Here is a 24449-nt window from a genome sequence, read left to right as displayed (position 1 = left end):
GGATAGTGACTTTTGTCAATTACAAAGTAAGAATTGGCAAAGTACAATGGAGGTGAAGATCTACTTACAGAAAAACAAACTGTAATTGCAAGAAAAAAAATTCTTAAATCAAATCTCAAAATGATTGAATCTAAACCAAAGGGAAATTACATATCACTCCAATTTATTTTATTTTTCACAGGATACACATTTTTATATACAATGGGCCCCACCGGGAAGGAGGGGCTGACCCTGATTTTTTCAACAGCAATGGTCCGTGGAAGGGCTACAAGCGGGATCTTTATGAAGGAGGGATTAGGGTTCCCATGGTTGCAAACTGGCCTGGGAGCATAACCCCCGGCACATCAGACCATATTTCGGCTTTTTGGGATATTTTCCCCACTATGGCAGCATTGACCAATCAAGCTACACCCAAAGATATTGACGGAATATCTCTTTTACCTACCTTAACAGGAAACCTATCCGATCAAAAAACCCATGAACACCTATATTGGGAATTTATCGAGCAGGGTGGAAAACAAGCCATTCGAAAAGGGGATTGGAAAGCAATCCGGGTGAATTTAAACAAAGATAGGGACCCGCCTATTGAATTATATAATTTGGCAGATGACCCCGGAGAACAAACCAACCTCGCTGCCCAATATCCGGAGCGTATAAAAGAAATGAAAGCACTAATGGAAAATTCCCGAGTTCCAAACCCAATCTTTAAGTTATATGCATCTGAATTATGAAGTGGAAGGAACGCAGATTTTACGGATTGTACGGATTTTCGCAGATTGATTTTATAGAAGACGACTGTTAATTCAGAACCAAAAGATCCGCATTATCCGTTTCATCCGTGTTCCATTTTAGTTTGAAGTGGAGGGAACGCAGATTTTACGGATTGTACGGGTTTTCGCAGATTGTTTTTATAGATGATGACTGTTAAATCAGAAACCAAAAGATCCGCATCATCCGCTTCATCCGTGTTCCATTTTGGTATGAATTGGAGGGAACGCAGATTTTACGGATTGTACGGGTTTCCGCAGATTGTTTTCATAGACGACGACTGTTAATTCAGAAACCAAAAGATCCGCATTATCCGAGTCATCCGCATCATCCGTGTTCTATTTAATCTCCAAAAAGGATGGCCCGCAGAACTTGTTCCGGTTTTTCGGGATTGCGCTGATTTTCGCAGATTTATGCGGGCCAAAATAGGAGGATAAGGGGGATTCCTGCAGCCATTATCAAAATAGTAAGCGGTAATCCTAACTTCCAATAATCACCAAACTTATAGCCTCCTGGACTCATCACAAGGGTATTGGATTGATGACCAATTGGCGTTAGAAACGCCGCGGATGCTCCGATAGCTACAGCCATCAGGAAGGGGTCGGCAGATGCATCAATGCTATTGGCAATGGAAATTGCGATAGGAGCCATCAAAACAACAGTAGCAGCATTATTGATCACCGCTGACAAAAGCATTGTAACCAGCAGCAGCATCCCCACAAGCACCCAAATAGGATAACCATCGCCTAGCCTAAGCATCTGTACAGTAATTGTCTCAGCCGCACCGCTGGTTTCAAAGGCAAGACCTACGGGAATCATTGCGGCAAGCAAGACAATAACAGGCCAATCAATATTTTGATACACGGATTTTAAGGGTAATATCCGACTCATAACCATTAAAATGGCCGCAAGGGTAAAAGCAACAGCTACTGGCAACAATTCCAGCACAACTGCCGCTATGGAAAGTATAAAAATGGTTAATGCGAAAATGGTCCGTTTGGGTTTCCCAATGGACAGACTCCTTTGGGCCAAAGGAAAACAACCAAGTGTTTGAAAGATATCGGGCATATCCGCAGACCTACCCTGTAATAATAATACGTCTCCTGACTGAAATGGTACGTGATCTATGCGCTGACGGAAGGTTTTGCCCCTTCTTGAAATAGCCAGTAAATTTACACCGAAACGAGACCGCATATTTAAACTTACCGCAGTTTCTCCAATAAGGGGTGAATATTCTTGAATGATTCCTTCCATCAGTTCAATATCCTTGGATCCCTCAGCATCCTTATACAAAGCCTCATCACCTACCAATTCCGCCCCAGACTCATCCAGAAATTTTGTCAAGTCATTTGTGTCACCTTCCAATATCAAGATATCATCCTGCCTAAGTAATAAATTGGGTCTGGGAGCATGGATGCGCTGCTTAAACCGCACAATGCCCAATACTTTGATATCATGGTCTTTATTGGTATTGATATCATTTACTTTTTGATCGATAAGTTTTGAACCCTCGGGAATACTTACCTCAGTAATGTAATTGTCTATGGAGAAAAAATCATCACTCGTAGTCGCTGCCTGTCTTTTAGGTAAAAACCTCCATCCGATGAAAGATATAAACGCAACCCCTAGAAGCGTAATGCAAATACCAACTGGACTGAAATCAAACATTTTAAAAGGACTCCCTAATGCTTCTGATCGAAAAGCTGAAATTATGATATTCGGAGGCGTGCCAATCAATGTGTTCATGCCGCCCAATAACGAAGCAAATGCAATAGGCATAAGGATGTAGGAGGGAGAATAATTGTTTTTTCTTGCGAGTTGGATAGCGACAGGCATCATGATGGCCAAGGCACCAATGTTGTTCATGAATCCGGAGGCAAGGGCTACCACCGTACAAAGTGCAGCGACTTGCAAGGTGGTGTTCTTCCCAAGCCTGTCCATAATCCTCACGATGATGTTGACCAAGCCGGAGTTCTCCAATGCTTTGCTTACTACCAACACGGCGGCTACCGTAATGACCGCCGAGTGTCCAAATCCAAGAAAAGCCTCCTCACGAGGTATAATTCCCCAAGCCGTCAAAAATATCAAAACCAACAATGCCACAATATCATAACGGGGTTTGCCCCAGATAAAAAGTATCAAAGCCACCCCTAAGGAGGCAAACACTACGGTTTGTTCCATATTTAAAAATACGATGATTTAGGTAAAGGCTATTGGGGCCGAAAGGCAGGAGTCCGGAATGTCAAAAGCCGAAACTAAAGGTACAGCGTCTTTTCTGATTTCCCAACATAGCTGATTGACCATTTTTCGGATACCTTTTGTCTTGACTCCTTCCAGATATCCCTGTTCCAAGTACCAGCCTTTGTTTTCTTCTATATTGGATAGGGCGTACAGGTCACAGAGTTTCTTTAGCACCTTGGAAAAGGATTTTCCCTCCGAAGCCTGAACCGCAAAGACAAACTGCTCCAGCATAATCCGGTCTATATAAGCTTTACCAACTGAAACAAGATGATGCTGACACACATTAAATGCATCAAAGGGGTCCATGCCTTCATCAATTAGCCGTTTGATTCGCTTTGCCGCAGAGTCCACCAGATCTTTTTCTCTATATTCTAGCGCGCTCAGATGAAAAGAAGAGTCTAGCAAATGACCCTCATCGACATTTCGTACGATTAGTGGGTTTTTTTCAGTAATAGATGTTTTTGTCCTTGACGCTACATAATTGAAGATAGTAACCAAGTTCATATTTTCGAACTGTGCTCTGTAAGCTCCCAATCTGGTCTTTGCTACCAATTGCATAAGCACTGTATTATCCCCCTCAAAAGTGGTATAAACATCGGTATCGTTTTTTAACGCATCTATCCGGTTTTCCGAAAGATAACCCTTACCTCCGCAGGCTTCCCGGCACTCTTGGAGAGATGCAGTGGTGTGCCAGGTAAGAGTTGCTTTTAGTCCGGCCGCCAATGCTTCTATTTCCTGCATTTCTTCTTCCTTTCGGTTCATAAACCGGTTTGTCATGTATTGCATGGCAAAATGTCCGGCGTAGGTTTTTGCCAATAAGGGCATAAGTCTACGCTGATGCATGCGGTAATTAAGAATTGGAACTTCCTCACCTCCCTCAGGACCAAATTGACGACGTGTATCCCCATAGCGGATGGCAATTGTGAGTCCACTCTTACAAGCTGAAAGTGCAGAACGCGGAATGCCAATTCTTCCTCCAACCAATGTGCCCAGCATGGTGAAAAACCGTTTATTGTCACTGGCGATTGGCGTTTCAAATTTCCCCTCTTCCGTGACATCCGAAAACCGATTGAGCATGTTTTCTTTGGGAATGACCACGTGATCAAAAGCTATCAGCCCATTGTCTACGCCATTAAGGCCCATTTTTCTACCGCAATCTGTTATCGTAATTCCCGGAAGCGTATTTCCCTCATCATCTCTCAGCGGTACTACAAAGGCACATACTCCATAATCTTTGTCATTTAAAACCAATTTTGCAAAAACTGTTGCCATTTTGCCATGCATGGCCGCATTTCCGATATATTCCTTTCTTGCGAGGGAGTGGGGGGTATGAATTATAAAGGTTTTATCAACAGCTTGATAGGATGCCATGGTTTCAATCCCTTTTACGTTGGACCCATGATTGGTTTCAGTCATGGCAAAGCAGCCCGGCAATTCAAGTGTTCCGATTTTTGGCAAATATTTGGCGTGGTGGGATCCGGTTCCCAGTGATAAAATGCTCATGCCCCAAAGACCAAACTGAACACCAAACTTTATGACCATGCTTAGGTCGTGGTAACTCAGCGTCTCCATTACCGTAAAGTATGCCTCCATATCGCCTTTACCTCCATTTTCCTCGGGGTATGCAATAGAACCAAAACCGGCATCGGCAATTAGTTGGCACCAGGCAAGCACTTGGTTACGGTAGTTTTTTAAATTTCCCGGATCTACATAGTCGAATTCGGGCCGCTGCAGAAGGTCTTTTACCTTTTTGATGGTAGCTGCTTGATTTCCGTCTAGATAGGCTGTTAGTTCTTGTATATCGAAATCTACAGCAGTCTGATGTGTGGTGGTAATGGTGGGGTGTACTTTCTTAAACAAATAAATGGCAGATTTGCCAATAATTCCCAAATCCTGTTCCAGCACTTCCAAGTCCTTTTGAATTTGATCCTTCTCCTCCGCAGAAATGTTTAGCCCAGTTTGATCTTTGGCAAGAGTTATTCCCAATACAGAAAGACGTTCCGGTTCTTTAATATCCGAAGCCGTAGCATGGATTATTTGGTGCCACTGTTCTATTTCATCCCGTTGTGGGGGATTATTAGAGGCGATTCTTTCCAACAAATTTTCCTTATCGGCATCGTCCAGCCAGCTTATCCTGTCCACAAACTGGTGAAATATTTTCCGTTCCCGATCCCCCAACAGCGTATCGGACCAGACTATGTATAGAATGGGAAGGAAAAAATAATTTCTTTCATTTAATTGTAACGGAATGATGGAGGTTTGCATGATTATGGATTTATTTTGTCAGGACAAGTTACTAAATTATGGCTAAATACGTCGAACATTTCTCTCGAAAACCAAAAACCGATTGACCTTTTAAAAGATTCAAAAGGAAAATATTTGGTAATAAGCGAATTGATCAGAATCGATTTTAGGATTTTCGTCTAGAAAATGAGTATAACAATTTAGAGGAACCCTATCCGGATGTTTGACCGGTAATGAAAAAAATCCGTTGTTTAATGGATTTTTGGGTATAGGTTCTATGAAGGATAAAATTCCAGAAAGATATAGAATGACGCTCTAATCCATTCCGACTCCAGACAATTCCAACTGTTGTAGTACTCCTTCCTCTTGCATAATCCGTTCTATATCCTCCACCGTTTTGGGAACAAAGGCACTTAAATTTTTATGTCCATCCGCAGTTATCATTATATTGTCTTCTATTCTGATGCCAATTTTCCACCATTTGGGATCCACATTGCTTCCCTCAGGAATGTATATCCCAGGTTCTACAGTCAGAACCATCCCCGGTTCGAAAATCACTCTCCCTCCCCGGTCATGTACATCCAGACCTAAATGGTGACCAACGCCGTGGGGGAAGTAAGGATGGCTTTCTCCCGGCTGAACTAACCCTAATTTCACCAATCCTTCATCAATTATCTTTCTAGACGCATAATCCACATCTTGGTAATCGGATCCCGCTTTACAAGCAGCAATTCCTGCTTCCAAAGACTCCAGCACAATCTCATAAATGGCTTTTTCTTCAGGTGAAAAAACGCCCTTCACGGGAACTGTCCTCGTAATATCACCCGAATAACCCCTATACTCTGCACCAATATCCATCAAAATCAATCCATCCTTCAAATCAACAACGTTATTCTCGACATAATGTAAAATGGTTGAGTTGTTCCCTGAACCGACGATTGACCCGTATCCTACATCCTCAGCTCCCATGGACTTGTGTACAAACTCATGAACTCCCTGAATAGCTCTTTCTGATACCCCCGGTTTTATCGATTTAAATGATTCAATATGCCCCTTTCCGGAAATTACAATGGCTTTTTCCAAGATTACCAATTCCTCAGGAGTCTTCACTACCCGTAACTTGGACATAATTTGGTTCAGCGCGGTGTTACTCGGCACTTCTGATGAAAGTCCCATTTCCTTTAATTTTGAAACCATATCATTCAAAGGTGAATTGTGGTTTCCTCCTTCTATCGTCCCCATATCAAAGGATAATGTTGACCCCATGTTGTTCCAATCAATCTGTGGGGAGTTCATGAACTCTGAATGGATATAGGCATGTTCAAATCCCAGTTTTTCTTTCACTCCTTCAACCCCCAACCGTACTCCATCCCACTGTTCTCTTTTTGCATCCCGAGGCTGTACATATATAATTTCGTCTACGTTTGCACCATCAATGGTTTGTGGGTTTTTGAAAATGATTAAAGCCGAATTAGGCTCTCTGAATCCAGTCAGGTAGTAGAAATCAGAATTTGGCCTGTAACTGAATTCCGTATCATTAGATCTGTTTTTGACGGGATTGTTAAAAATAACGGCGACGCCGTTTTGCGGTAAAAGGTCTCGAAATGCCTGCCTTCTCTCTTTATGAAACTCTGGACTAAGACCGTCAGAAAAGTAGGATTGGGCCTGAACGTCAAGGGAAAAGAGTAAAATGATAAAGCTTAATAGTATATATTGGTTTCGATGAGCTGGTTTCATAGTAGATAAGATGTGTAATTGGAGTGGAAATATACAATTTCCTGCTATGTGGTCAAATATCCCGAATCAAATTGTATGTTAGCCCAATCAAAACAACATGCGTTTGTTATAGATCAATTTTGTTCATAAGTACTTGAAAGTAAGATAAAAATTCAGTTTTATTTGCTTTGCAGAATTATTGACCCAAAATTCGATACAGTTCAAGGTTCATGTAGTAATGCCCCCCGCTGATTTCCCGGCGTTCTACGATCCCCATTTCTGCCAGTTGGTTGAGGTATTGGCGGGCTGTATTTTCCGCATAGACTTTTTTGTCGGTCAGGTGCTTGACTTTGGTGTAGGGTTGGGTGAAAATTGCCTCTACCAAGGACTCTGGACGGCTAATGCTGGTTTCTTTTTCCAAAACATGCAGGATACCATCCTTTGTTGCCAATATATCATTAATCTTATTGTAGGTATCGGTGGAGGTATTTTCTACAGCCTTGATCATAAAAATTAACCAATCCTTCCAGGCCCCCCGTTGCGTGACACCGGCCAAGCAGGCATAATAATCCTCCTTTTGATCCAGAATAAATTTACTCAAAAACAAAATTGGCAAATCCAATAGCCCCTTTTGCGTGAGAAAATGGATGTTGAACAATCTCCCTGTCCTGCCATTTCCATCCCGGAATGGATGAATGGCTTCAAATTGAAGGTGGCCCATGGCCATTTTCAAAATTGGGTCTATGGCGTATGTTATGTCATCATTCATAAATTGAATGAGGTTTTCCATCTTGGCTTCTACCACTCCCGAGCCCCGTGGAGGTGTGTAGACTGCTTTTCCCGCATTCGGTCCCGAACCTCCCTGACGGATATAGGTATGGGCAAAAGGTTTTCTGATGCCGTCACTCATACCAGTAATGGTTTGATAGATCAATTCGAAATAGGGGATATCAAATTGCTGATTTGCTTCCAGGTATTGATGCCCCTTCCACAGGGATTCCCGATAATGTAGAATTTCTTTGGCAGGTCCCTGTTTGATGGTTTCATCACTAAAGGCTTTATAAAGCTCGTCATCGGTAGTGAAGATATTTTCAATCTCGGAGGAAGCCTTCGCCTCCTGCAAACTAATCGTATTGATCAGCATACCCTGATTGGGTATCGCGGCACTTCTACCTTGCAATCTGGCAATGGAAGCCTTTGCCTCGCCCAATTGCTCGAATATATCCAACTCCCTATAATATTTCGCTTCAATAGGGAGCTCTGGAAGATTGTTCCACGGTTTGTTCCTGTCTGGATTGATAAGATACATCCTAATTTGACCTTAAATTTTTGTTATTTTAATGTCAGGTCACAAATGTGACATTAAATTTAATACCAAACAAGTTATATGACCTTAAAAAAATGAAAATTTAATGTGAGTACTATGAACTGACCTTAAATTCAATGTCAGTTTAGGTTACTGACATTAAAAATACGAAATTTTGATGTGAGACTACTAACAGATTGAACAATAACAAATCGATAGGTCATTGCATAGAGAATCGGATAAAACCCATCTCGTCATCAATGTTCTGAAAAATCCAGATTTTCCCATCTTTTGCGAAGTGGAATCTGGGGGATTCTTGAAATTCAGGCAACTGTCCTTCTGCTTTCAGTTGAAAATCTTTATCGTAGACGGTTATATAGACTTTTGCCCCAATTCCCTTGGGATACATACCTGAAACGTCATCTTCAAATAGTGTTTCATAATGTATTCGGTAATACTGTTGCTGATCTGGATCCCAAATAGGAGGGAGAAAGGAGACATCACCATAGATACTTTTAAAAATATTATGGAATTCTTTGGGATCGGAGATTTCGGTTGGATAGCTCCCCGTTTTCTCAGATTTGGTCAGTTTGTAGGAATACGTAAAATGATGGAGGCTGTCCGAATTGGGTTTATAGACATATAATTCACTTGAAATATTCGAACTTACTATGATATTATGGTTGACGTTTGCCACATAAATATAAGGGCCAAGAATATCGTATGTTTTGCCGTCATCATAAGTAATGGTAAACTCATCAAGGTTTTTCCAAGTCGGCAATGGGTAGGTTTTTAGGGTACTGTCCGAAACATCAATCCTTCCATATTCAAAGGTTTTACCGGGGAATTCATTAATGATTCCAAATACCAGTTGCGGTTCCTCGGGGTCAACTGCCTCATACAAAAAGTCTTTTCCATCTTCAGTAAGATTCGTTTTAATACCATAAAGGTTCCCTAAATCAGGTAACTTTTCACCTCTGGTCGTGAAAATATCTGGAGATGGCCAACCTTTAAAGAGGATTCTGTCATCTCCAAGATGGACTATACCCCCTCTGCCTTTATTGCCTACGCCATTTGGACCTTCTTTGTCAAATGACTGTATACTAATCAATTCCAGTTTATTCAAATCAATGGTTTCTAAGGAGGGAAAAGCTCCCAAAATTCTGTTTGGACTTTTCTCCAACAGGAAGGCGTAATTTAACGGCTGTTGAAAGGTCAAGGTATCTCCCGATAACTCGACATGATTAAAGTTCAGATCTGAAATTTTTTGGCCATCCAAATTGAAAATGCCGTTTGTAAGATAGAACATCTCCTGTTGCAAATACTGAATCTGCCCAACTTGTTCTCCTACACCGTTTGGACCCTCTTTTTCAAAATAATATCTATCAACAAATTCCAAATTGTCCAAGTCTATCTTTTCAATGCTGTGATTGATGGAATTGAAATTGTAGAGGTATCTTTTGTTTTCAGAAAAATCAGAGATAAAAAGACCGGATTTTAAGTCTAAAATCTCATTTTGGGAATCAATTATTACAGTATCTATCGAAATTGACATTTCCAATAAATTAGATCCTTTTTCGGAATTAGGGCCGCAGGAAAAAATAACACTGATAGAAAGTAGCAGAAGCATGTTTTTCACGAATTTCTAAATTAGGCCGAAAAGTACGGGACTTAATGGAAAATCTAAAAAATAGCATGTTAAAAGACGTTATCGAAATAAAAAACTCTAATCCCCTGTCTCCCGTGCTCCGTCGACAATTAAGTTGATGGGTCGATAGGTTGATAGGTTTATGGACTCGGTCCCTAAGTCTCGCATCTCTTCCGTCTCCCGTCTTCGGACTTCTGTCTCCCGTCTCTCAGTCTACAAATAGGTTGATAAGTTGATAGGTTGATGGACTCAGTCCCTCCGCCTCCCGTCTTCCGTCTCGGTCCGACAGGCAACTACCGTTTTTAGTCATCAATTTTATCCCAGTTCTCAGTATGATCGATATCTAGCGTGTCCGAGTTGAAGCTTGGGTCCAGCCCTTTCTTTTTTTGTTCCTGATAGTCCTTCAACGCCGCCATGGCTGGCTTGCGAAGGAGTATGATGGCAACGATATTCAGCCAAGCCATAATCCCAACCCCGATATCACCTAGTGTCCAAGCCAGTTCTGCCGTTCGGATGGTACCGTAGAATGTAGCAATTAGGATCAAAACTCGAAGAGCCATAATTGGCCATTTTTGTTTGCCATCCTTTTGCAGATAGCTCAGGTTGGTTTCAGCAATATAATAATAGGCCATAATGGTGGTAAATGCGAAAAAAACCAACGCAATAGCCACAAATCCGGGTCCAATCAACGGGAAATGTACGCTTATGGCGCTTTGGGTAAATTCAGGCCCAATAGAAACCCCAGGTAAATTTTCAACGATAAAGCCGCCTTCAGGATTGATCACATTGTATTGGCCTGTAAATAAAATCATAAATGCAGTAGCGGTACATATAAACAAGGTATCGATGTATACCGAGAATGCCTGAACCAAACCTTGTTTAACAGGATGACTAACTTCGGCTGCTGCTGCCGCATGTGGTGCGGTTCCCTGCCCGGCCTCGTTACTGTAGATTCCCCGCTTTATTCCCCAGGCAATCGCCATTCCAAAAACACCTGCAAAAGTTGACTCTAAGTTGAACGCCGAGCTGATGATTAGCTTTATGACCCCAGGTACAGATGTTATGTTTAAACCGATAATTATCAGTGCCATTAAAATATAAGCGGCAGCCATGAAGGGCACTACAATTTCCGCAACCTTTCCTATTCGTTTAACTCCACCAAAAATTATTAATGCCAAGAACAGACAAATAATTCCCCCTGTGATTTCTACCGGAATATTAAACGCATTATTAACACTGAGCGCAATGCTATTGCTTTGGACACCGGGAAGAAAGAAGGCAGTACTCAGGATTGTGGCAAAGGCAAACAGCATAGCATACCACTTAATACCGAGTCCTTTTTCAATATAAAATGCGGGACCACCACGGTATTGTCCACCTTTGATTTGTTTGAATATCTGGCCTAAAGTAGCTTCTATAAACGCCGAGGCAGATCCCAAAAAAGCAATTACCCACATCCAAAATATTGCACCGGGACCTCCCATGGCAATAGCCGTAGCTACTCCGGCAATATTCCCAGTACCTACCCGTCCTGAAATCGCGATCGCAAATGCTTGAAAAGAACTGACTCCCCTTTCTGATGATTTACCATCAAAAAGCAGCCGGATCATTTCCCGAAAATAGGTTAGTTGTAAAAACCGCGTAACTATAGAAAAGTAGATTCCCGCTCCAAGACAAAGGATAATTAGTGCGTTACTCCAGACAATATCATTGATGGTGTAAATAATATTTTCCATTCGAGGTGGTTTCGGTTTTCAGCTTGAAATTTGAAGCCGCAAGTAATAACAAAATCGTGAAAATGAATAGATATACCTTAATTTTAATCTATGAATCTCTTTTTTCGATTAGTATGTCCGTAATATGGATGAATAATATTTGAAGGAGATTCCTGATTATACAGGTCGGAGCGGTCTACTTTCCTGCTTGATTTTTTGTACCTTTGTTCTTTAATTTTTGAAAAAAGAGATCCATGCAAGAACTAGGACTAGTTTCCCGATTGCCTATACAACGATTTACCGACAATGGTGCTTATGTGCTGCTAAGCGATAACGGGGAGGTTCTGCTTCCTAAGAGATATCTAACCGGGGAAGAAAAGGAGGGAGATGAACTTGATGTGTTTATTTACACCGACAGTGAGGATAGACCGGTCGCTGTCACGGATAAACCTAAAGCTCTGCTTGATGAATTTGCTGTTTTGGAAGTCAAAGATGTGACTCCTTTTGGGGCTTTTGTGGATTGGGGGATGATTAAAGACCTGTTTGTGCCTAAATCAGAAATGCACCGTCCCATGGAGGTTGGCAAGAAATACCTAATCAGGGTTTGCTTGGACCATCAAACTAACCGGCTTATTGGTGTAAGTAAATACGAGGACTTTCTAATAAATGATACCCGAGGATTTGAAGAAGGGCAGGAGGTTCAGGCACTTGTTTTTGACCGGACGGATTTGGGATTTAAGGCGTTGATGGAAAATAGTTTTGAGGGGTTGATATACAAGAACGAAGTGTTTCAACCCATAGCTATTGGAGACACGGTTAGGGCTTTCGTAAAGAAAATAAGAGAAGACGGTAAACTGGATTTACAGCTTACCCCGATAGGTCGCCAAAAATTTGAAGAAGGTGCCGAACTGATTTTGGAAAGGTTGAAAAAAACAGGTTTCCTTCCGCTGCATGACAAATCCGATCCGGAAGCCATTAAGAAGGAACTGGGAATGAGCAAGAAGCATTTTAAGCAGGCCATCGGCCAACTTTACCGTAAAAATCTGATCCTTATCAAGGATACGGGGATTGATTTAGTTGGAGAAGATTAACTCCCGAAATCGAGCATAACGTACCCGTCACATCCTGGGATGATTATCATTGCGAGATTCCATGTGACCAATGAAAAACAAATTATAACCACATGAAATCATTCATTAATTTAAAGTCTTTAGTATTTTAGCGAATCATTTAAAGAAGCACCTAAATTATGGATATACAGGAAAAGTATTTTTTGGGAATAGACGTGGGTGGTACCTATGTGAAAATAGGCCTCGTGAAGTCAGATGGTGAAATTGTGGAGTTTCACAAAGAGGATACCAGCCTTATGAAATTGGAGCCAGAAGGATTTAATGAGGCTTTTGTAAAGGTAGTTGGAAAGTATCTTCAAAAGTATACACAAGTCTCCCATGTGGGAATAGGTATACCGGGTTTGATAAGCAAAGACCGAAATACTACGCTGGAAATACCAGCAATTTCAGAACTCAATGGATTTGAATTGGGGCATAGACTAAAGGAACAGTATCCTTCAATTGTTTTCCATTTGGAGAATGACGCCAATGCCGCAGCTGTGGGAGAATTTCATTTCGGCCATGAAAAGACATCTGGTAATTTCCTGTTTATCACGCTAGGTACGGGCATTGGAAGTGCGTTGATCATGGACGGAGAAGTTTTTAAAGGTGTCCGGGGAAACGCCATGGAAATGGGCCATATGCTTTCCCGAAACAACATCCGCTTGGAGGTTTTGATTGGCCGAAAAGGAATCATTACTATCATGAAGAAGAAGATGGCTGAATTTCCTGATGAGGTGGGAGGTTTGGGGACGGAAGAATTAGGGATGCATCTGTTGGTACGCACAGCAAATGAAGGTAATAAAGTTTCTTTGGAGGTGTTTAAAGAGGTTGGGGAAATATTGGGAGAAGCCATTGTATCCACTGTAAGGATTCTTGATGTGAATGAGGTGTATTTTGGCGGGGGAATATCCGCTGGTCTTCCCCATATCCTTCCTTCCCTGGAGAAAATGGTGAAAACCAATCTTACGCCGTACTACACTGAAAGTTTTTCACTTAAAAGGGCCACGCTGGAAAACAACGCTGGAACCCTCGGTGCTGCCGCACTTTGTTTTATGGATTGAGGTTTGTGACGGTTACCTCGCTTACTTTATTGATTGCATTGAGACGGAAAAGAACCTTGAGGGGTTCTTTTTCCGGTTTCGGGTCGCAGTTATCAGAAGGCTCCAAAAAGTAAATGAAGAAGCTTTGACTTTTACTTGCGAGTTCTACGCGATCCGGCCTACCAAAAGTCTTGATAAGTTCTTGGTTGTTTTTAGTCAAAAAAGTGTTTTTAATTTTTCGGATTTCTTCCACATCCTGTATCCGCAGACCTTTGCAGCCATATCGGTCATTTTTCCAGTTTTCCAAATCAATACTTCCCACATCTAAAGGTCCTGTGCATCCGGTTATCATTCCATAAAGACATATAAAATAAAGAATTATGCCAACGGGTTGCGAAAAGGTAAGTTTTGTTTTAAAAAGCATGTGTTGATAGTAAATGAATAATTTTTTTATAGTGCGAATTTAATCTAAAACAGGAAACTTGGATTTTATATCTTTGTTTCAAATTGAGATATTTCTAACCCCATTGTTTTAACTGTCAATCCAGATAAATTGGTTCAAAAGGGGCCAAAGTATATTCCATTCCGTTTAGGTTTAAGATCATCTCCCGATTAGCCTCCACTGCAGTTGGCTGGCCCTTGTGCAGTTGAAAAATAAACTGACATTTTCTGTCAAAAAAAGCATTTTTGTTCCCATCTCCGTTAAGATCCATACTATTACTTTCACCACCGCCAGATGTTAAACCTAAGTAGGTGCTTCCGGACACTTGCCCCAAAATTGAACTAAACCCATCTTGAGTCCATTCAAATGATTTCAAGACTTCCTCTGCGGTTGGCTCACCCTGTTTTTTTGGGTCTACCAAAATATCGGTCGATTTTTCTTTTGATTCAAACCTGACCGGTTTCAACCATCCATAGGTACTTTGGATGGACGGAGCATCCCGATGGATCGTCACCTGATTGTTTAATGAAATAAAATACTGTTCATCTGTACCATACTGATAGGCTGTTCCAGCTATTTTATCCGAAAATGTGAGCAGCAATTCCCTACCATCATTTTCCAAAAGGGGTACTGTGACGCCGTGGTCGGTTTTATGGAGGGCAAGCATTCGTGTTACTACCGCATCTGGTGTGATGGTGAATTCCTGGGAAAAGTTTGGGCCACCCCGACCTATAACATAGGTATAGTGAAGTGTGAGTTTCACTAGAAGTGGATGCACAAATTTTACTTCCGGGACAGCTTGGTAATTAGTAGCCAAATCCGCAATCCGCACCCAGCGGCCGCGTTCCATCCATTCAGGTCCGAAGTCACTCCACGTAACCGTCTGTATTTATCCAAGCCTTCACCATTTGGTGTTTTTAAGTCAACTTCTTTCCCTACCACCAAATCATGTATTCCGCCTGCAATCGGGCATCCCATCCTACCTTGCTGAATCGGATCACTCCCAACGGAGTCCAACTAAACCCGTATTTGGGTACACTTGCTCCACCCAGATTGGCAACAACCTGCATCCCTAGGGCGTTGGCAAAGAAGGAACCAAATTCCGTGTCAGTTTCCAACGCATAGCCGCCAATTTCAGCAGGAGCGGGTAATTCCGGTATTTCTGATTTTCGGTTATGCCACACTTCGGAGAGATGTTGTACGATGGCACCGTTATAGTTTCCCCACTGACTTGCAGGCTGATACCCAATACGGTCATCGGGGTCAAAATGATTTTTAGTGATGTAAAAGGATCCCTTCCACGGACTGTTTGTCATTAGATATGAATTATCAAATTTGTATTTGTTTTAATTTCAGTAAATAGCTGGATATCCGTTAGTATTTCATAAAATATTTTAGACACAATAGAAAATCAGCGCAATAAATTACTAACTTTTGAAGCCATTGAATTATTAATAATTTATTAATTGAATTTTCGACTGTTTGACAAAATTAAGGTCCTAGATTTATTGCCGTATTAATAACTACCGAAATGCAGGATTCCGATAAAAACTTGTTAAGATTAATTGCTTTGGATGATATGAAGGCATTTAGGACGCTTTATGATAAATATTGGGAGGTGTTGATCAAGCATGCTTATGCAAGGCTCCATGATGTATCGGAAGCGGAGGATTTAGTACAGGATGTGTTTTTGGATATCTGGAAAAACAGAAAGGTTTTGAACATTCATCATGCTGTTAGAAATTACCTGTTTACGGCAGTTAAGTATAAGGTTTTTCGTGTTTTGGATCATAAATATACCGTCTGCGAACTGAACCCTAATGGGGAATTTGACGGTGATACAGTGAATGGTTCCCATATTTTGGAATTTGAGGAATTGTACCATCGTATAGAGGTAATTGTAGATAGTCTTCCAGAGCGGCAAAAGGTAGTTTTTAAATTAAGCCGTTATAATCACCTTTCCACCAAGGAAATCGCTGCCGAGCTTCATCTTGCTCCACAGACAGTACATAATAGAATCCATCAATCCTTGGTCTATTTAAGAGCAGAACTCAAGCATTTTATTCTAATGACAGCTTTTATCCCGATCGCTTGGCTTATTTTAAATCTCTGATCAACAATATGTTGGGTTTTAATTGACTTTTGAGCTAATTTTTTTATGATTTTTTTTCAAATATTCAGGTAGTAAGGTGTCATTTTTTGCACATACATATAAGAGACACTTATGATAATTCCACAGAAGATAAAATACCTTATAGCCAAAGAACTAAGAGGTACCCTTACGCAAGAGGAGAGGCTACTTCTCAATAAATGGTATGATGCTCAATATGGGGAAACCTTTTCAAGGGAGGGGTTACCTGATTTGCCATCAAAAAATTTCAGTAGGTTGGAGAAGGAAATGGGTCTTGCCAGAACAAATACTACAATTCGGGTGTGGGTAGGAATGGCCGCTGCATGTTTGGTGTTTTTTCTGGTGTTTTATTATCAAAACAATGAACTGACTGAAAATATTGTGAGTCAAGTTGAAGCAGAAAATATGTTTGAAACGGTTCAGAACGGTAGAGGTATTCGCCGTTCGGTAACGTTGGTTGATGGGTCAATAATTTATTTGAATAGTCACAGCACCATTGAAATACATAAAAAATTCTCCATAAACCGGATTGTTCGATTAGAAGGGGAAGCTTATTTTGAAGTAGCCAAAGATAGCTTACATCCATTTATTGTACATACTCAGGATATTGAAACGAGGGTATTGGGAACAGCTTTTTCGGTCCAAGCTTTCAAGGACAAGCCTCAAGTGATAGCCGTAAAGGAGGGCAAAGTGAACGTAACGCAAGCTGGAGGCAATACCTATGGGCAAACTCTGGAGAGAAACGATCAGATGGTTGTCAGTACCGAGGCCACATTCGGGACTATCACCAAGATTGATCCGCAACTGGTTTTTGCCTGGGTAGAAGGGACCATTATTTTCGATCGGAAACCACTCCGTGAAGTGCTGAATGAGTTGAGTGAGTGGTATGATTTGGAATCATTGGAAATCGAGGCTATAAATAAAAACTGTATTGTCACTGGTACTTACCCCAGAATGAAATTAGTAGACATTTTGGAATCAATCAAATATGCAACAGGAATAACCTATGAATTAAATGGAAAACAGCTTACAGTAAAAAATGGAAACTGCTAAAAAGTGACGCTATGCCAGTAGCGCCACTCTCACTGATCAGATGAATCCATAAAGAATTATCACTAACTAATCGATCAAAATTATGAAAAAAAAATTACCTGTCCTTATTGTGAGGATTACCATGCAAATGCTCGTTATAGGAGCCCTCTTTTATTTGGGTTCGGGAGTGGTTTGGGCCTTGGACGCAGAGGCCCAAAACATGAAAGACGCTAGGGTTTCCCTGGTAAAGGAATCGGACAACCTTCGGGGGATTTTCCGAAATATTGAAAGACAAACAACCTTTACGTTTGCCTACGAAAGTAAAATTGATCTTCAGCAAATGGTGGAACTGGGATCGTTGGAATCAGATCTGGAGTCAATGCTGATGGATATCACCAAACTTACAACGCTTCGATTCAAGCAAATTGATTCCACCATTACCGTTAAAAATGGGGAACCAATTTCAAGTCTTCAACCGACAATTGAAAAAGCTCAGGAAGTGACGGTAACCGGGACAGTTACCGATGCCACCTCCAATGAATCTCTTCCAGGGGCTAGTGTCGTTGTGAAAAATACGGGAAGGGGCACTTCCACAGATATTGATGGTAAATTCAGTATTTCCGTCAATCCTGGGGAAACGCTTCAGTTTTCCTTTATTGGATACAACGTACAAGAAGTGGTGGTGGGAAACCAAACCGTCATTAACGTTGCCTTAACTTTGGACAGTAAAAGCCTGGAAGAGGTAGTTGTGGTCGGTTATGGTACTCAAAGTAAAAAAGATATTACCAGTGCGATAAGTTCGCTGTCGGTAGGGGACAAGAAGTTGGCTGATCTGCCCATTACCGGTCCGGAACAATTACTCCAAGGACGGGTAAGTGGGGTCAATGTCACCCAGAATACCGGTACTCCGGGAGGTAGATCCACCGTGAGGATCCGGGGTTCAAGTTCCATTACAGGGGGTAATGATCCCCTATATGTGGTGGATGGAATTCCAATCAATACAGGAAATTATGCAGGTGCTGCGGCCGGATCTGTCCAGCAAAACCCATTGGCAAATATTAGTCCAAACGATATCGCATCTATAGAAGTACTAAAGGATGCCTCGGCAGCTGCGATCTATGGTTCAAGGGCGTCAAACGGCGTGATCATCATCACAACCAAGAGGGGAAGTGCGGAAACAACCCGGATCAATTTTAACACCTATTACGGATTTCAAGAAGTAGCGAAAAGGATACCCCTTTTGGGTGGGCCTGAATGGGGTGAATTGATAAATGAGGCCAACCGAAACGTTGGCAGACCGGAGCCTATCGCAGACCCTTCGTCACTGACAACGACTGACTGGCAGGATGAGATTTTCAGGTCCTCACCCATTCAAAATCATGAATTGTCCCTGTCAGGAGGAACGCAGCGTTCTCAGTATTTCCTGTCTGGAAGCTATTTGGATCAACAAGGGGTCGTGATTGGAAGTGGTTTTAAAAGAGGGAATTTCAGGTTTAATTTTGACCAGCATGTCAATGATAAGTTGAAAGCCGGGGTAAGCCTAAGCCTTAACCGCTCCAAGACAGACAGGGTAAGCACCAGTGACAGACAGGGAATCGTAGCAGTGGCAATAGTGAAATCACCCGCCGTACCGGCGAGATTGGCAGACGGGTCCTTAAATCCGAATGATCCCTATATCAGTAACATTGACAACCCCCTGTTGATCGCCGACCAAATTACCAATGAGGCATTCAACAACCGGGTCATAGGAAATACCTACGTGGATTATGAAATTATTGATGGACTTACTTTCCGGAGTACATTGGGAATTGATTATTTAAGTTTGGAAGAGGTCTATTTCGTGCCACCAAATAATCTGACTGTAGTCGGCAGAACCACCAACGGGACAGGCACGAACAGCTTTACTCAGGATATCGGATGGATCAATGAGAATACTCTGAACTTTGTCCGAGAAATTACTCCAGATCACAGGATCAGTGCCTTATTGGGTTATTCGAATCAAGAGTCTGTGTTTAGCAGGACAGTTGCGTCAGCCTCAAATTTCGCTCTGGAATCCATCCCCACTTTGGGTTCTGCTTCAATTAAAAATTCTACTTCGACCGGCAGCAGCTGGGGCTTGGTCTCCTACTTTAGTAGGATCAACTACGGATATGGGGACAAATTCAATATTGCGGCAAGTTATCGGGTAGATGGATCATCGAGATTTAGTGAAAACAATAAGTATGGTACCTTTCCTTCCGTTTCCGCCTCTTACCGGATAGGCCAAGAGGAATTTCTACAGGAAGCATCCTGGCTGGAGGACCTCAAGCTCAGAGCCAGTTGGGGTAGGACAGGTAATCAGGAAATTGGAAATTTCACTTCCAGGGGCTTATCTGCCGGCGGCTTTAATTATATAGGCTTAAGTGGATTGGCTCCCACGCAACTGGCCAATCCTGACCTGAGCTGGGAAACCACTGAACAGACCAACATCGGATTGGATTTCAATTTTCTTCAAAGTAGGGTAAATCTAACTGTTGATGCATACCTAAAACAAACCTCCGGTTTGTTGTTGGAAGTGTTGTTACCTAGAACTTCGGGGTTTGTCAGCTCCCTTCAAAATGTCGGCAATGTGGAAAACCGAGGAATCGAAATCTTGTTGAATACGGTCAATTTTGACAGGGAAGGATTTAGATGGACGACTGACTTTAATATTGCTTTCAACAGAAATAGAGTGACGAACCTTCCGGGAGGTCCCCGGCCTCTGGGCTTCAACGGGTATGCAAGTATTGTTAAAGAAGGCTATCCGCTAGGAACCTTTTACGGTTGGAAAATTTTGGGAGTCAACACCGAGACTGGTGATTATATTTTTGATGACCTAAATGGTGATGACAACATTCCTTTTGCTTCCACCACTGAAGACGTTCAGATTATTGGTAGTGCCCAGCCAAAGTTTATCGGCGGTCTGACCAACTCCTTCTTTTATAAGAATTTTGATGCGTCCATCTTTTTCCATTTTGTATATGGAAACGAAATATTCAATCAGGCGGAGTATTCCTACGGAAGATTACATACGTGGTTTAATTCCTCAACCTTGGCAAGGGAAAGATGGAGACAGCCCGGCGACGTAGCGACCCTGCACCGGGCAGCTTGGGGAGACCCCTACAGAAATGGTTCTGTTTCGGACAGGACCCTTCAGGACGGGTCATTCCTAAGGCTTAAAAATATCTCCCTAGGATACAACCTTCAGGGAGATGCGTTGAATAGATTGGGAGTTCAGAATCTTCGGATTTATTTTGCAGGTCAAAACCTAATTACCTTCACCCAATACAGAGGCTATGACCCAGAAGTCAACGCCTACGAAGACGATTCTAGACTGGGATTTGATCTTAGTTCCTATCCACAGGCCAGATCATACACCATGGGACTTAACCTTACCTTCTAAACGAAAAGCAATGAAAAAGAAACTCATATATATTGGTTGCATGGTTCTCTTTTTGAACTCATGTGATGTAATCAATCAGGAACCATTGGATTCCGTTTCCAACGAACAACTGTTTGTTCGCCCCTCAGATGCGGACGCTGCCATCATCGGTGTTTACCGCCAATTGGCTGACTTGGGTTTGAACTATGTTGTATTTCCCGAACTTCCCACAAAAAACACATTGGGAACTGCACTCAATAGGCAGTTTGAGCAAATGAATAATTTACTCTTTCTGGACGATAACCCATGGTATGAAACCTTATGGAATCAGCACTTTCTTTTGCTTAATCGAGCCAATGTCGTAATTGAACGAGTTCCTCAGATCCCGGGGTTGGCTGAGCAAAAACGCAATGAGGTGGTCGCTGAGGCGAGGTTTTTAAGGGCGTTTACCTATTTTAGTTTGGTCAGATATTTTGGGCAAGTGCCATTGATCACCACGCCTACTACAAGTCCGGATATCCCTTCGTTGCAGGTTTCCAGAAACTCGGTTGCCGAGGTATATACACAGATTTTTGCTGACTTGGATTTCGCCAAAAACAACTTGCCAACCGCTTTTGGTTCGAATCTGGCTACAAAGGCAAGAGCTACAAGGGATGCCGCTTTTGCATTGGGAACACGCATTTACCTGTTCAGAAAAGAATATGCCCAAGTAGTCAGTGATGCAGACAGGGTAATAGCCACTAAGGGAAGCGAATTGACGATTCCGTATGTGTCTTTGTATGAAAATAAAAATTCCGAGGAATCCATTATGGAGATCAATTATGACCCCCAATTGCAAAACGCAATAGCCACGAATTTCCTTCCTGGCACTTTGGGGGGAAATTGGGTGATAGAGGTAAACCCTGATATCCTCAATACTTATGAAGAAGGCGATACTAGAAAGGAAGCGACTTTCGGTGAGGCCAGCGGCAGGTATTATATGAAGAAATACTTTAGAGGGAACACAAGGGACGACAACGTCATTCTTTTCAGGCTTGCGGAAGTACTCTTAAGCAAGGCAGAAGCTATGGCTGAGTTGGAATATCCCAACGCTGGAGCAGTGGAGTTGCTTAATGAGATTAGGAGTCGTGCAGGTTTAGCCCCCATAATGCCCGCTACCATACACGACTTTAGAACCGCTCTCTACAAGGAAAGACGGCTTGAGCTAAGCTATGAAGGCCACGAATGGTTTGATTTGGTGAGAACAGATCGATTAGCCTCCGTCATGGGAATTACTGATCCAAACAAGTCTATTTTGCCGGTTCCTGCGGGAGAAATTTTGAGAAACCCCAACCTAGCACCCCAAAATCCTGGATATTAAAATAAAGGATAACATCATTAAAGCCACGAAGAAATACTTTCCTTCGTGGCTTTTTTATTTGGGCATTTTGCGACTTGGTTGCGAGGTATTTTTAAGGACGATATATTATTTCATTCCTGGCTTATAGGTCTTCAAGGCAAATTTAAGAATGTCTTCCCGGTAGAAATTCACTTCTTTAAACTCTGCATTGGCGTAGGGCTGCGCTTGGTCATAAAAATGTGGAGATGCCGGGTCACCACTTTGACCTCCGGCCAAGCTACTCTTGGCTCTTACTTTTTCGCCAAACTCAACCACCGCCACAAAGCTGTTGCCGACAGTTCCGTATATTTTTTTTGTTTCAACCGGACTTCTGCCTACATAGGAGGCCAGCGAACCCCAAGTAGCAGGAGCGAAAGGAACGGGAATACTGGGTTTGTTGTCATCAAAAGGCTGAACAATATCGCCGGTGATTCGCTGAAATCGGTTTATTTCTCCCCAAGGGGTTTCCCAAGAGCCAAAATCTTCCTCCAGTTTTTGTACAGCAGTGGCCAATGCCTCCAGCTTCATCTGGTCTGAAGTAAAATCTGCTAAGAAATCAAAAAGGTATACCTCTGCAGGTCTTTCAATCCCCCGCGCATTGCTTATCAAAGCCTGTCCCCAAAAATGTGCCAGCGACATCCCTATTGATTTTAATCCGAAATTTAGGTCCCAATTCAACAGCGTTTCAACAGGTTTTTGTAATTGGCTTTTGAGAGGGTGGTTTTGGGAAATCCTTTCGTAGGCAATTTTCAGCTTTGGAAGTAGCTGTTCGAATGCTATCATGTACGGATCATATGCCGTATCTATCAGATTATTTAAAGTAAAACCTCTTTTGTTTCGTAAAACCCGAACGGCATTCAGCCCCCGGGCACTTTCCGCATCCGGTGCCATATATGCAGGATAATTCCCCCGCACTGGACTGTACTCACCTGCAGAGGTAAATGGGGTTGCGTTGCAGTTTTGCACCCACCCGTTCTTGGGATTTATCACGTGTACCAACTCATCCAAATCGTGCAGTCCTTTCCAATCTGTTGCAGGGTCACCACCGTTTACCACCCCTGACCAATCGAATGATTCATCCCTTATGGGCATAAAGTTGCCGTGGTAATAGGCGATGGTTCCATCTTTGTCCGCATATACGGTATTGTTGGAGGAGTTGGTTTTAAGTTCCATGATGTCACGGAACTCCTGATGGCTGCTGGTTTTGGTACGCAGGTAGGATTGGCTTAAAGCCTTTTCGCGCTCAACCATCAAGCGAACAGAAATCCATCTATCTCCTTCTGACCTAATGACCGGCCCATGGTGGCTATAAAAGGCGGTAATGACCTCTTCCCCAATTCCATCACCATCTTTGTATCTCATGGGTATTTCCTTTGTGATAAAGGGTCGCCATTCATTGCCGTATTTGTAGTGGTAAGTACCGTCAATTTGCTCTACCGTAAGGGCATAATGATCGATCACGTCCGCCCTGGTGGAGGTATGCATCCAGCCATTGAACTCATTGAATCCCTGATAAATAAAAAACTGGCCCCAAGTAACCGCTCCATATGCATTCAAACCCTCCTGACTAACCATATGTACCTCCGGCCGGAAATAAAATGAGGTGTGCGGATTAATTAACAGCAGTGCGTTTCCATTCACAGTGAGTTCGGGGGCGATGGCAAAGCCGTTTGACCCGCTGGGGTTTTCCTCCAAATCCCACTCTTCTAAAGGTATGAAACTTTGAAAGTTGTTGGAATAAAAGGCCCGTAATCCAACAGATGAGATAGACTCTATATCTCCCCCGATACTTCCCTCACTAAAGGCAAGGGCCATCCATGGTTCAAATTTGGTCAGCAGTTTTGGCTTTATTTTGGGATTTTTTGCCAGGAAATAATTAATTCCGTCGGCCCATGCCGTCATTAATTCCTTAAGCCAATCCGAACTACCCTCAAATTCCTCCTGTAAAACATCCGGATCAATATACATTTTCATGCGCAAATCCGTATAGATCTGCTCTTTCCCCATTATTTCAGCCATTCGTCCCATAGCGGTGATGTAGTTCATTTCTACTCGGTTGAAGTCATCCTCGCATTGGGAATAGATCATTCCAAAAACGGCGTCGGAATCTGTCTGCCCAAAAACATGGGGAACGCCCCATTGGTCCCGGATGATTTCAGTTTGACGGGCATGCTTTTTCCATCTTTGCTGTTCGCTCTGGGCAAAAAGCAAAGATGGAAGAAACAACAATGCCAAGAGGAATAATTTGGTTTTCATGGTTAAAGTGGTGGTAAGTG

19 protein-coding genes are annotated in these 24449 nt (G+C 42.3%); 9 read left to right on the top strand and 10 right to left on the bottom strand.

The window, feature by feature from the left end; translation table 11 throughout:
• Positions 1–33: 33 nt before the first annotated feature.
• Entirely contained in the window at positions 34–333 is a 300-nt protein-coding gene (locus FQ608_RS28015; protein ID WP_394351646.1) for a hypothetical protein, read from the top strand.
• Complete coding sequence (locus FQ608_RS10035) at positions 306–731, top strand: sulfatase/phosphatase domain-containing protein (RefSeq protein ID WP_394351645.1); 426 nt, start codon at positions 306–308, stop codon at positions 729–731. The genes FQ608_RS28015 and FQ608_RS10035 overlap by 28 nt, the downstream gene beginning before the upstream one ends.
• A 448-nt stretch (positions 732–1179) precedes the next feature.
• On the opposite strand, the gene FQ608_RS10030 is transcribed toward FQ608_RS10035, so the two are convergent.
• Both FQ608_RS10030 and FQ608_RS10025 read right to left on the bottom strand, forming a co-directional pair.
• The gene (locus FQ608_RS10030; RefSeq protein WP_158858017.1) at positions 1180–2949 is read right to left on the bottom strand and encodes an SLC13 family permease; all 1770 of its coding nucleotides are present in this window, start codon (positions 2947–2949) and stop codon (positions 1180–1182) included.
• Positions 2950–2967: 18 nt separating this feature from the next.
• Positions 2968–5274, bottom strand: a complete 2307-nt coding sequence (locus FQ608_RS10025; RefSeq protein WP_158858016.1) for an acyl-CoA dehydrogenase family protein — start codon at positions 5272–5274, stop codon at positions 2968–2970.
• On the opposite strand from FQ608_RS10025, the gene FQ608_RS10020 reads away from it, so the two are divergent.
• Positions 5269–5436, top strand: a complete 168-nt coding sequence (locus FQ608_RS10020) for an antitoxin Xre/MbcA/ParS toxin-binding domain-containing protein (protein ID WP_158858014.1) — start codon at positions 5269–5271, stop codon at positions 5434–5436. The genes FQ608_RS10025 and FQ608_RS10020 overlap by 6 nt on opposite strands.
• 132 nt (positions 5437–5568) lie before the next feature.
• Here FQ608_RS10020 and FQ608_RS10015 read toward each other — a convergent pair whose 3' ends face one another.
• From FQ608_RS10015 to FQ608_RS10000, 4 genes are all read right to left on the bottom strand, one after another.
• Positions 5569–6990 (bottom strand): aminopeptidase P N-terminal domain-containing protein, encoded by a 1422-nt coding sequence (locus FQ608_RS10015; protein ID WP_158858012.1) that lies wholly within the window; start codon positions 6988–6990, stop codon positions 5569–5571.
• A gap of 175 nt (positions 6991–7165) precedes the next feature.
• Positions 7166–8278, bottom strand: a complete 1113-nt coding sequence (locus FQ608_RS10010) for a Fic family protein (protein WP_158858010.1) — start codon at positions 8276–8278, stop codon at positions 7166–7168.
• 217 nt (positions 8279–8495) lie between these two features.
• The gene (locus FQ608_RS10005; RefSeq protein ID WP_234364155.1) at positions 8496–9830 is read right to left on the bottom strand and encodes a DUF4221 family protein; all 1335 of its coding nucleotides are present in this window, start codon (positions 9828–9830) and stop codon (positions 8496–8498) included.
• Positions 9831–10225: 395 nt separating this feature from the next.
• Complete coding sequence (locus tag FQ608_RS10000) at positions 10226–11659, bottom strand: alanine/glycine:cation symporter family protein (protein WP_158858006.1); 1434 nt, start codon at positions 11657–11659, stop codon at positions 10226–10228.
• Between the two features lie 233 nt (positions 11660–11892).
• Here FQ608_RS10000 and FQ608_RS09995 point away from each other — a divergent pair, with 233 nt between their 5' ends.
• Both FQ608_RS09995 and FQ608_RS09990 read left to right on the top strand, forming a co-directional pair.
• Positions 11893–12729 carry a CvfB family protein gene (locus FQ608_RS09995; protein WP_158858004.1) on the top strand — a complete coding sequence of 279 codons (837 nt, stop codon included), beginning with the start codon at positions 11893–11895 and terminating at the stop codon, positions 12727–12729.
• A gap of 158 nt (positions 12730–12887) precedes the next feature.
• The gene (locus tag FQ608_RS09990) at positions 12888–13811 is read left to right on the top strand and encodes an ROK family protein (RefSeq protein ID WP_158858002.1); all 924 of its coding nucleotides are present in this window, start codon (positions 12888–12890) and stop codon (positions 13809–13811) included.
• Here the strand turns inward: FQ608_RS09990 and FQ608_RS09985 are convergent.
• The 3 genes from FQ608_RS09985 to FQ608_RS09975 all read right to left on the bottom strand — a co-directional run bounded on the left by FQ608_RS09985 (position 13801) and on the right by FQ608_RS09975 (position 15548).
• Positions 13801–14142: a hypothetical protein gene (locus FQ608_RS09985; protein WP_158858237.1), complete on the bottom strand. Its 342-nt coding sequence runs from the start codon at positions 14140–14142 to the stop codon at positions 13801–13803. The genes FQ608_RS09990 and FQ608_RS09985 overlap by 11 nt on opposite strands.
• Positions 14143–14329: 187 nt before the next feature.
• Complete coding sequence (locus FQ608_RS09980) at positions 14330–15082, bottom strand: hypothetical protein (protein ID WP_158858000.1); 753 nt, start codon at positions 15080–15082, stop codon at positions 14330–14332.
• An 85-nt stretch (positions 15083–15167) separates the two neighbouring features.
• On the bottom strand, positions 15168–15548 hold the full coding sequence (locus FQ608_RS09975) for a hypothetical protein (protein ID WP_158857998.1): 381 nt from the start codon (positions 15546–15548) through the stop codon (positions 15168–15170).
• A 215-nt stretch (positions 15549–15763) separates the two neighbouring features.
• Here FQ608_RS09975 and FQ608_RS09970 point away from each other — a divergent pair, with 215 nt between their 5' ends.
• The 4 genes from FQ608_RS09970 (at position 15764) to FQ608_RS09955 (ending at position 22155) form a co-directional block, all read left to right on the top strand.
• Positions 15764–16345 carry an RNA polymerase sigma-70 factor gene (locus tag FQ608_RS09970; protein ID WP_158857996.1) on the top strand — a complete coding sequence of 194 codons (582 nt, stop codon included), beginning with the start codon at positions 15764–15766 and terminating at the stop codon, positions 16343–16345.
• Between the two features lie 111 nt (positions 16346–16456).
• Positions 16457–17416: a FecR family protein gene (locus tag FQ608_RS09965; protein ID WP_158857994.1), complete on the top strand. Its 960-nt coding sequence runs from the start codon at positions 16457–16459 to the stop codon at positions 17414–17416.
• 82 nt (positions 17417–17498) lie between these two features.
• Positions 17499–20816, top strand: a complete 3318-nt coding sequence (locus FQ608_RS09960) for a SusC/RagA family TonB-linked outer membrane protein (RefSeq protein WP_158857992.1) — start codon at positions 17499–17501, stop codon at positions 20814–20816.
• Positions 20817–20826: 10 nt separating this feature from the next.
• On the top strand, positions 20827–22155 hold the full coding sequence (locus FQ608_RS09955) for a RagB/SusD family nutrient uptake outer membrane protein (protein ID WP_158857990.1): 1329 nt from the start codon (positions 20827–20829) through the stop codon (positions 22153–22155).
• A gap of 105 nt (positions 22156–22260) precedes the next feature.
• Here the strand turns inward: FQ608_RS09955 and FQ608_RS09950 are convergent, their stop codons facing one another.
• Positions 22261–24429 carry a penicillin acylase family protein gene (locus tag FQ608_RS09950; protein ID WP_158857988.1) on the bottom strand — a complete coding sequence of 723 codons (2169 nt, stop codon included), beginning with the start codon at positions 24427–24429 and terminating at the stop codon, positions 22261–22263.
• Positions 24430–24449 lie beyond the last annotated feature (20 nt).

It is taken from the genome of Lunatibacter salilacus, assembly GCF_009797935.1.
Taxonomy (GTDB): Bacteria; Bacteroidota; Bacteroidia; order Cytophagales; family Cyclobacteriaceae; genus Lunatibacter; species Lunatibacter salilacus.
The sequence above is the reverse complement of the archived record's forward strand: the minus strand, read 5'-3'. Positions and strand labels throughout refer to the sequence as shown.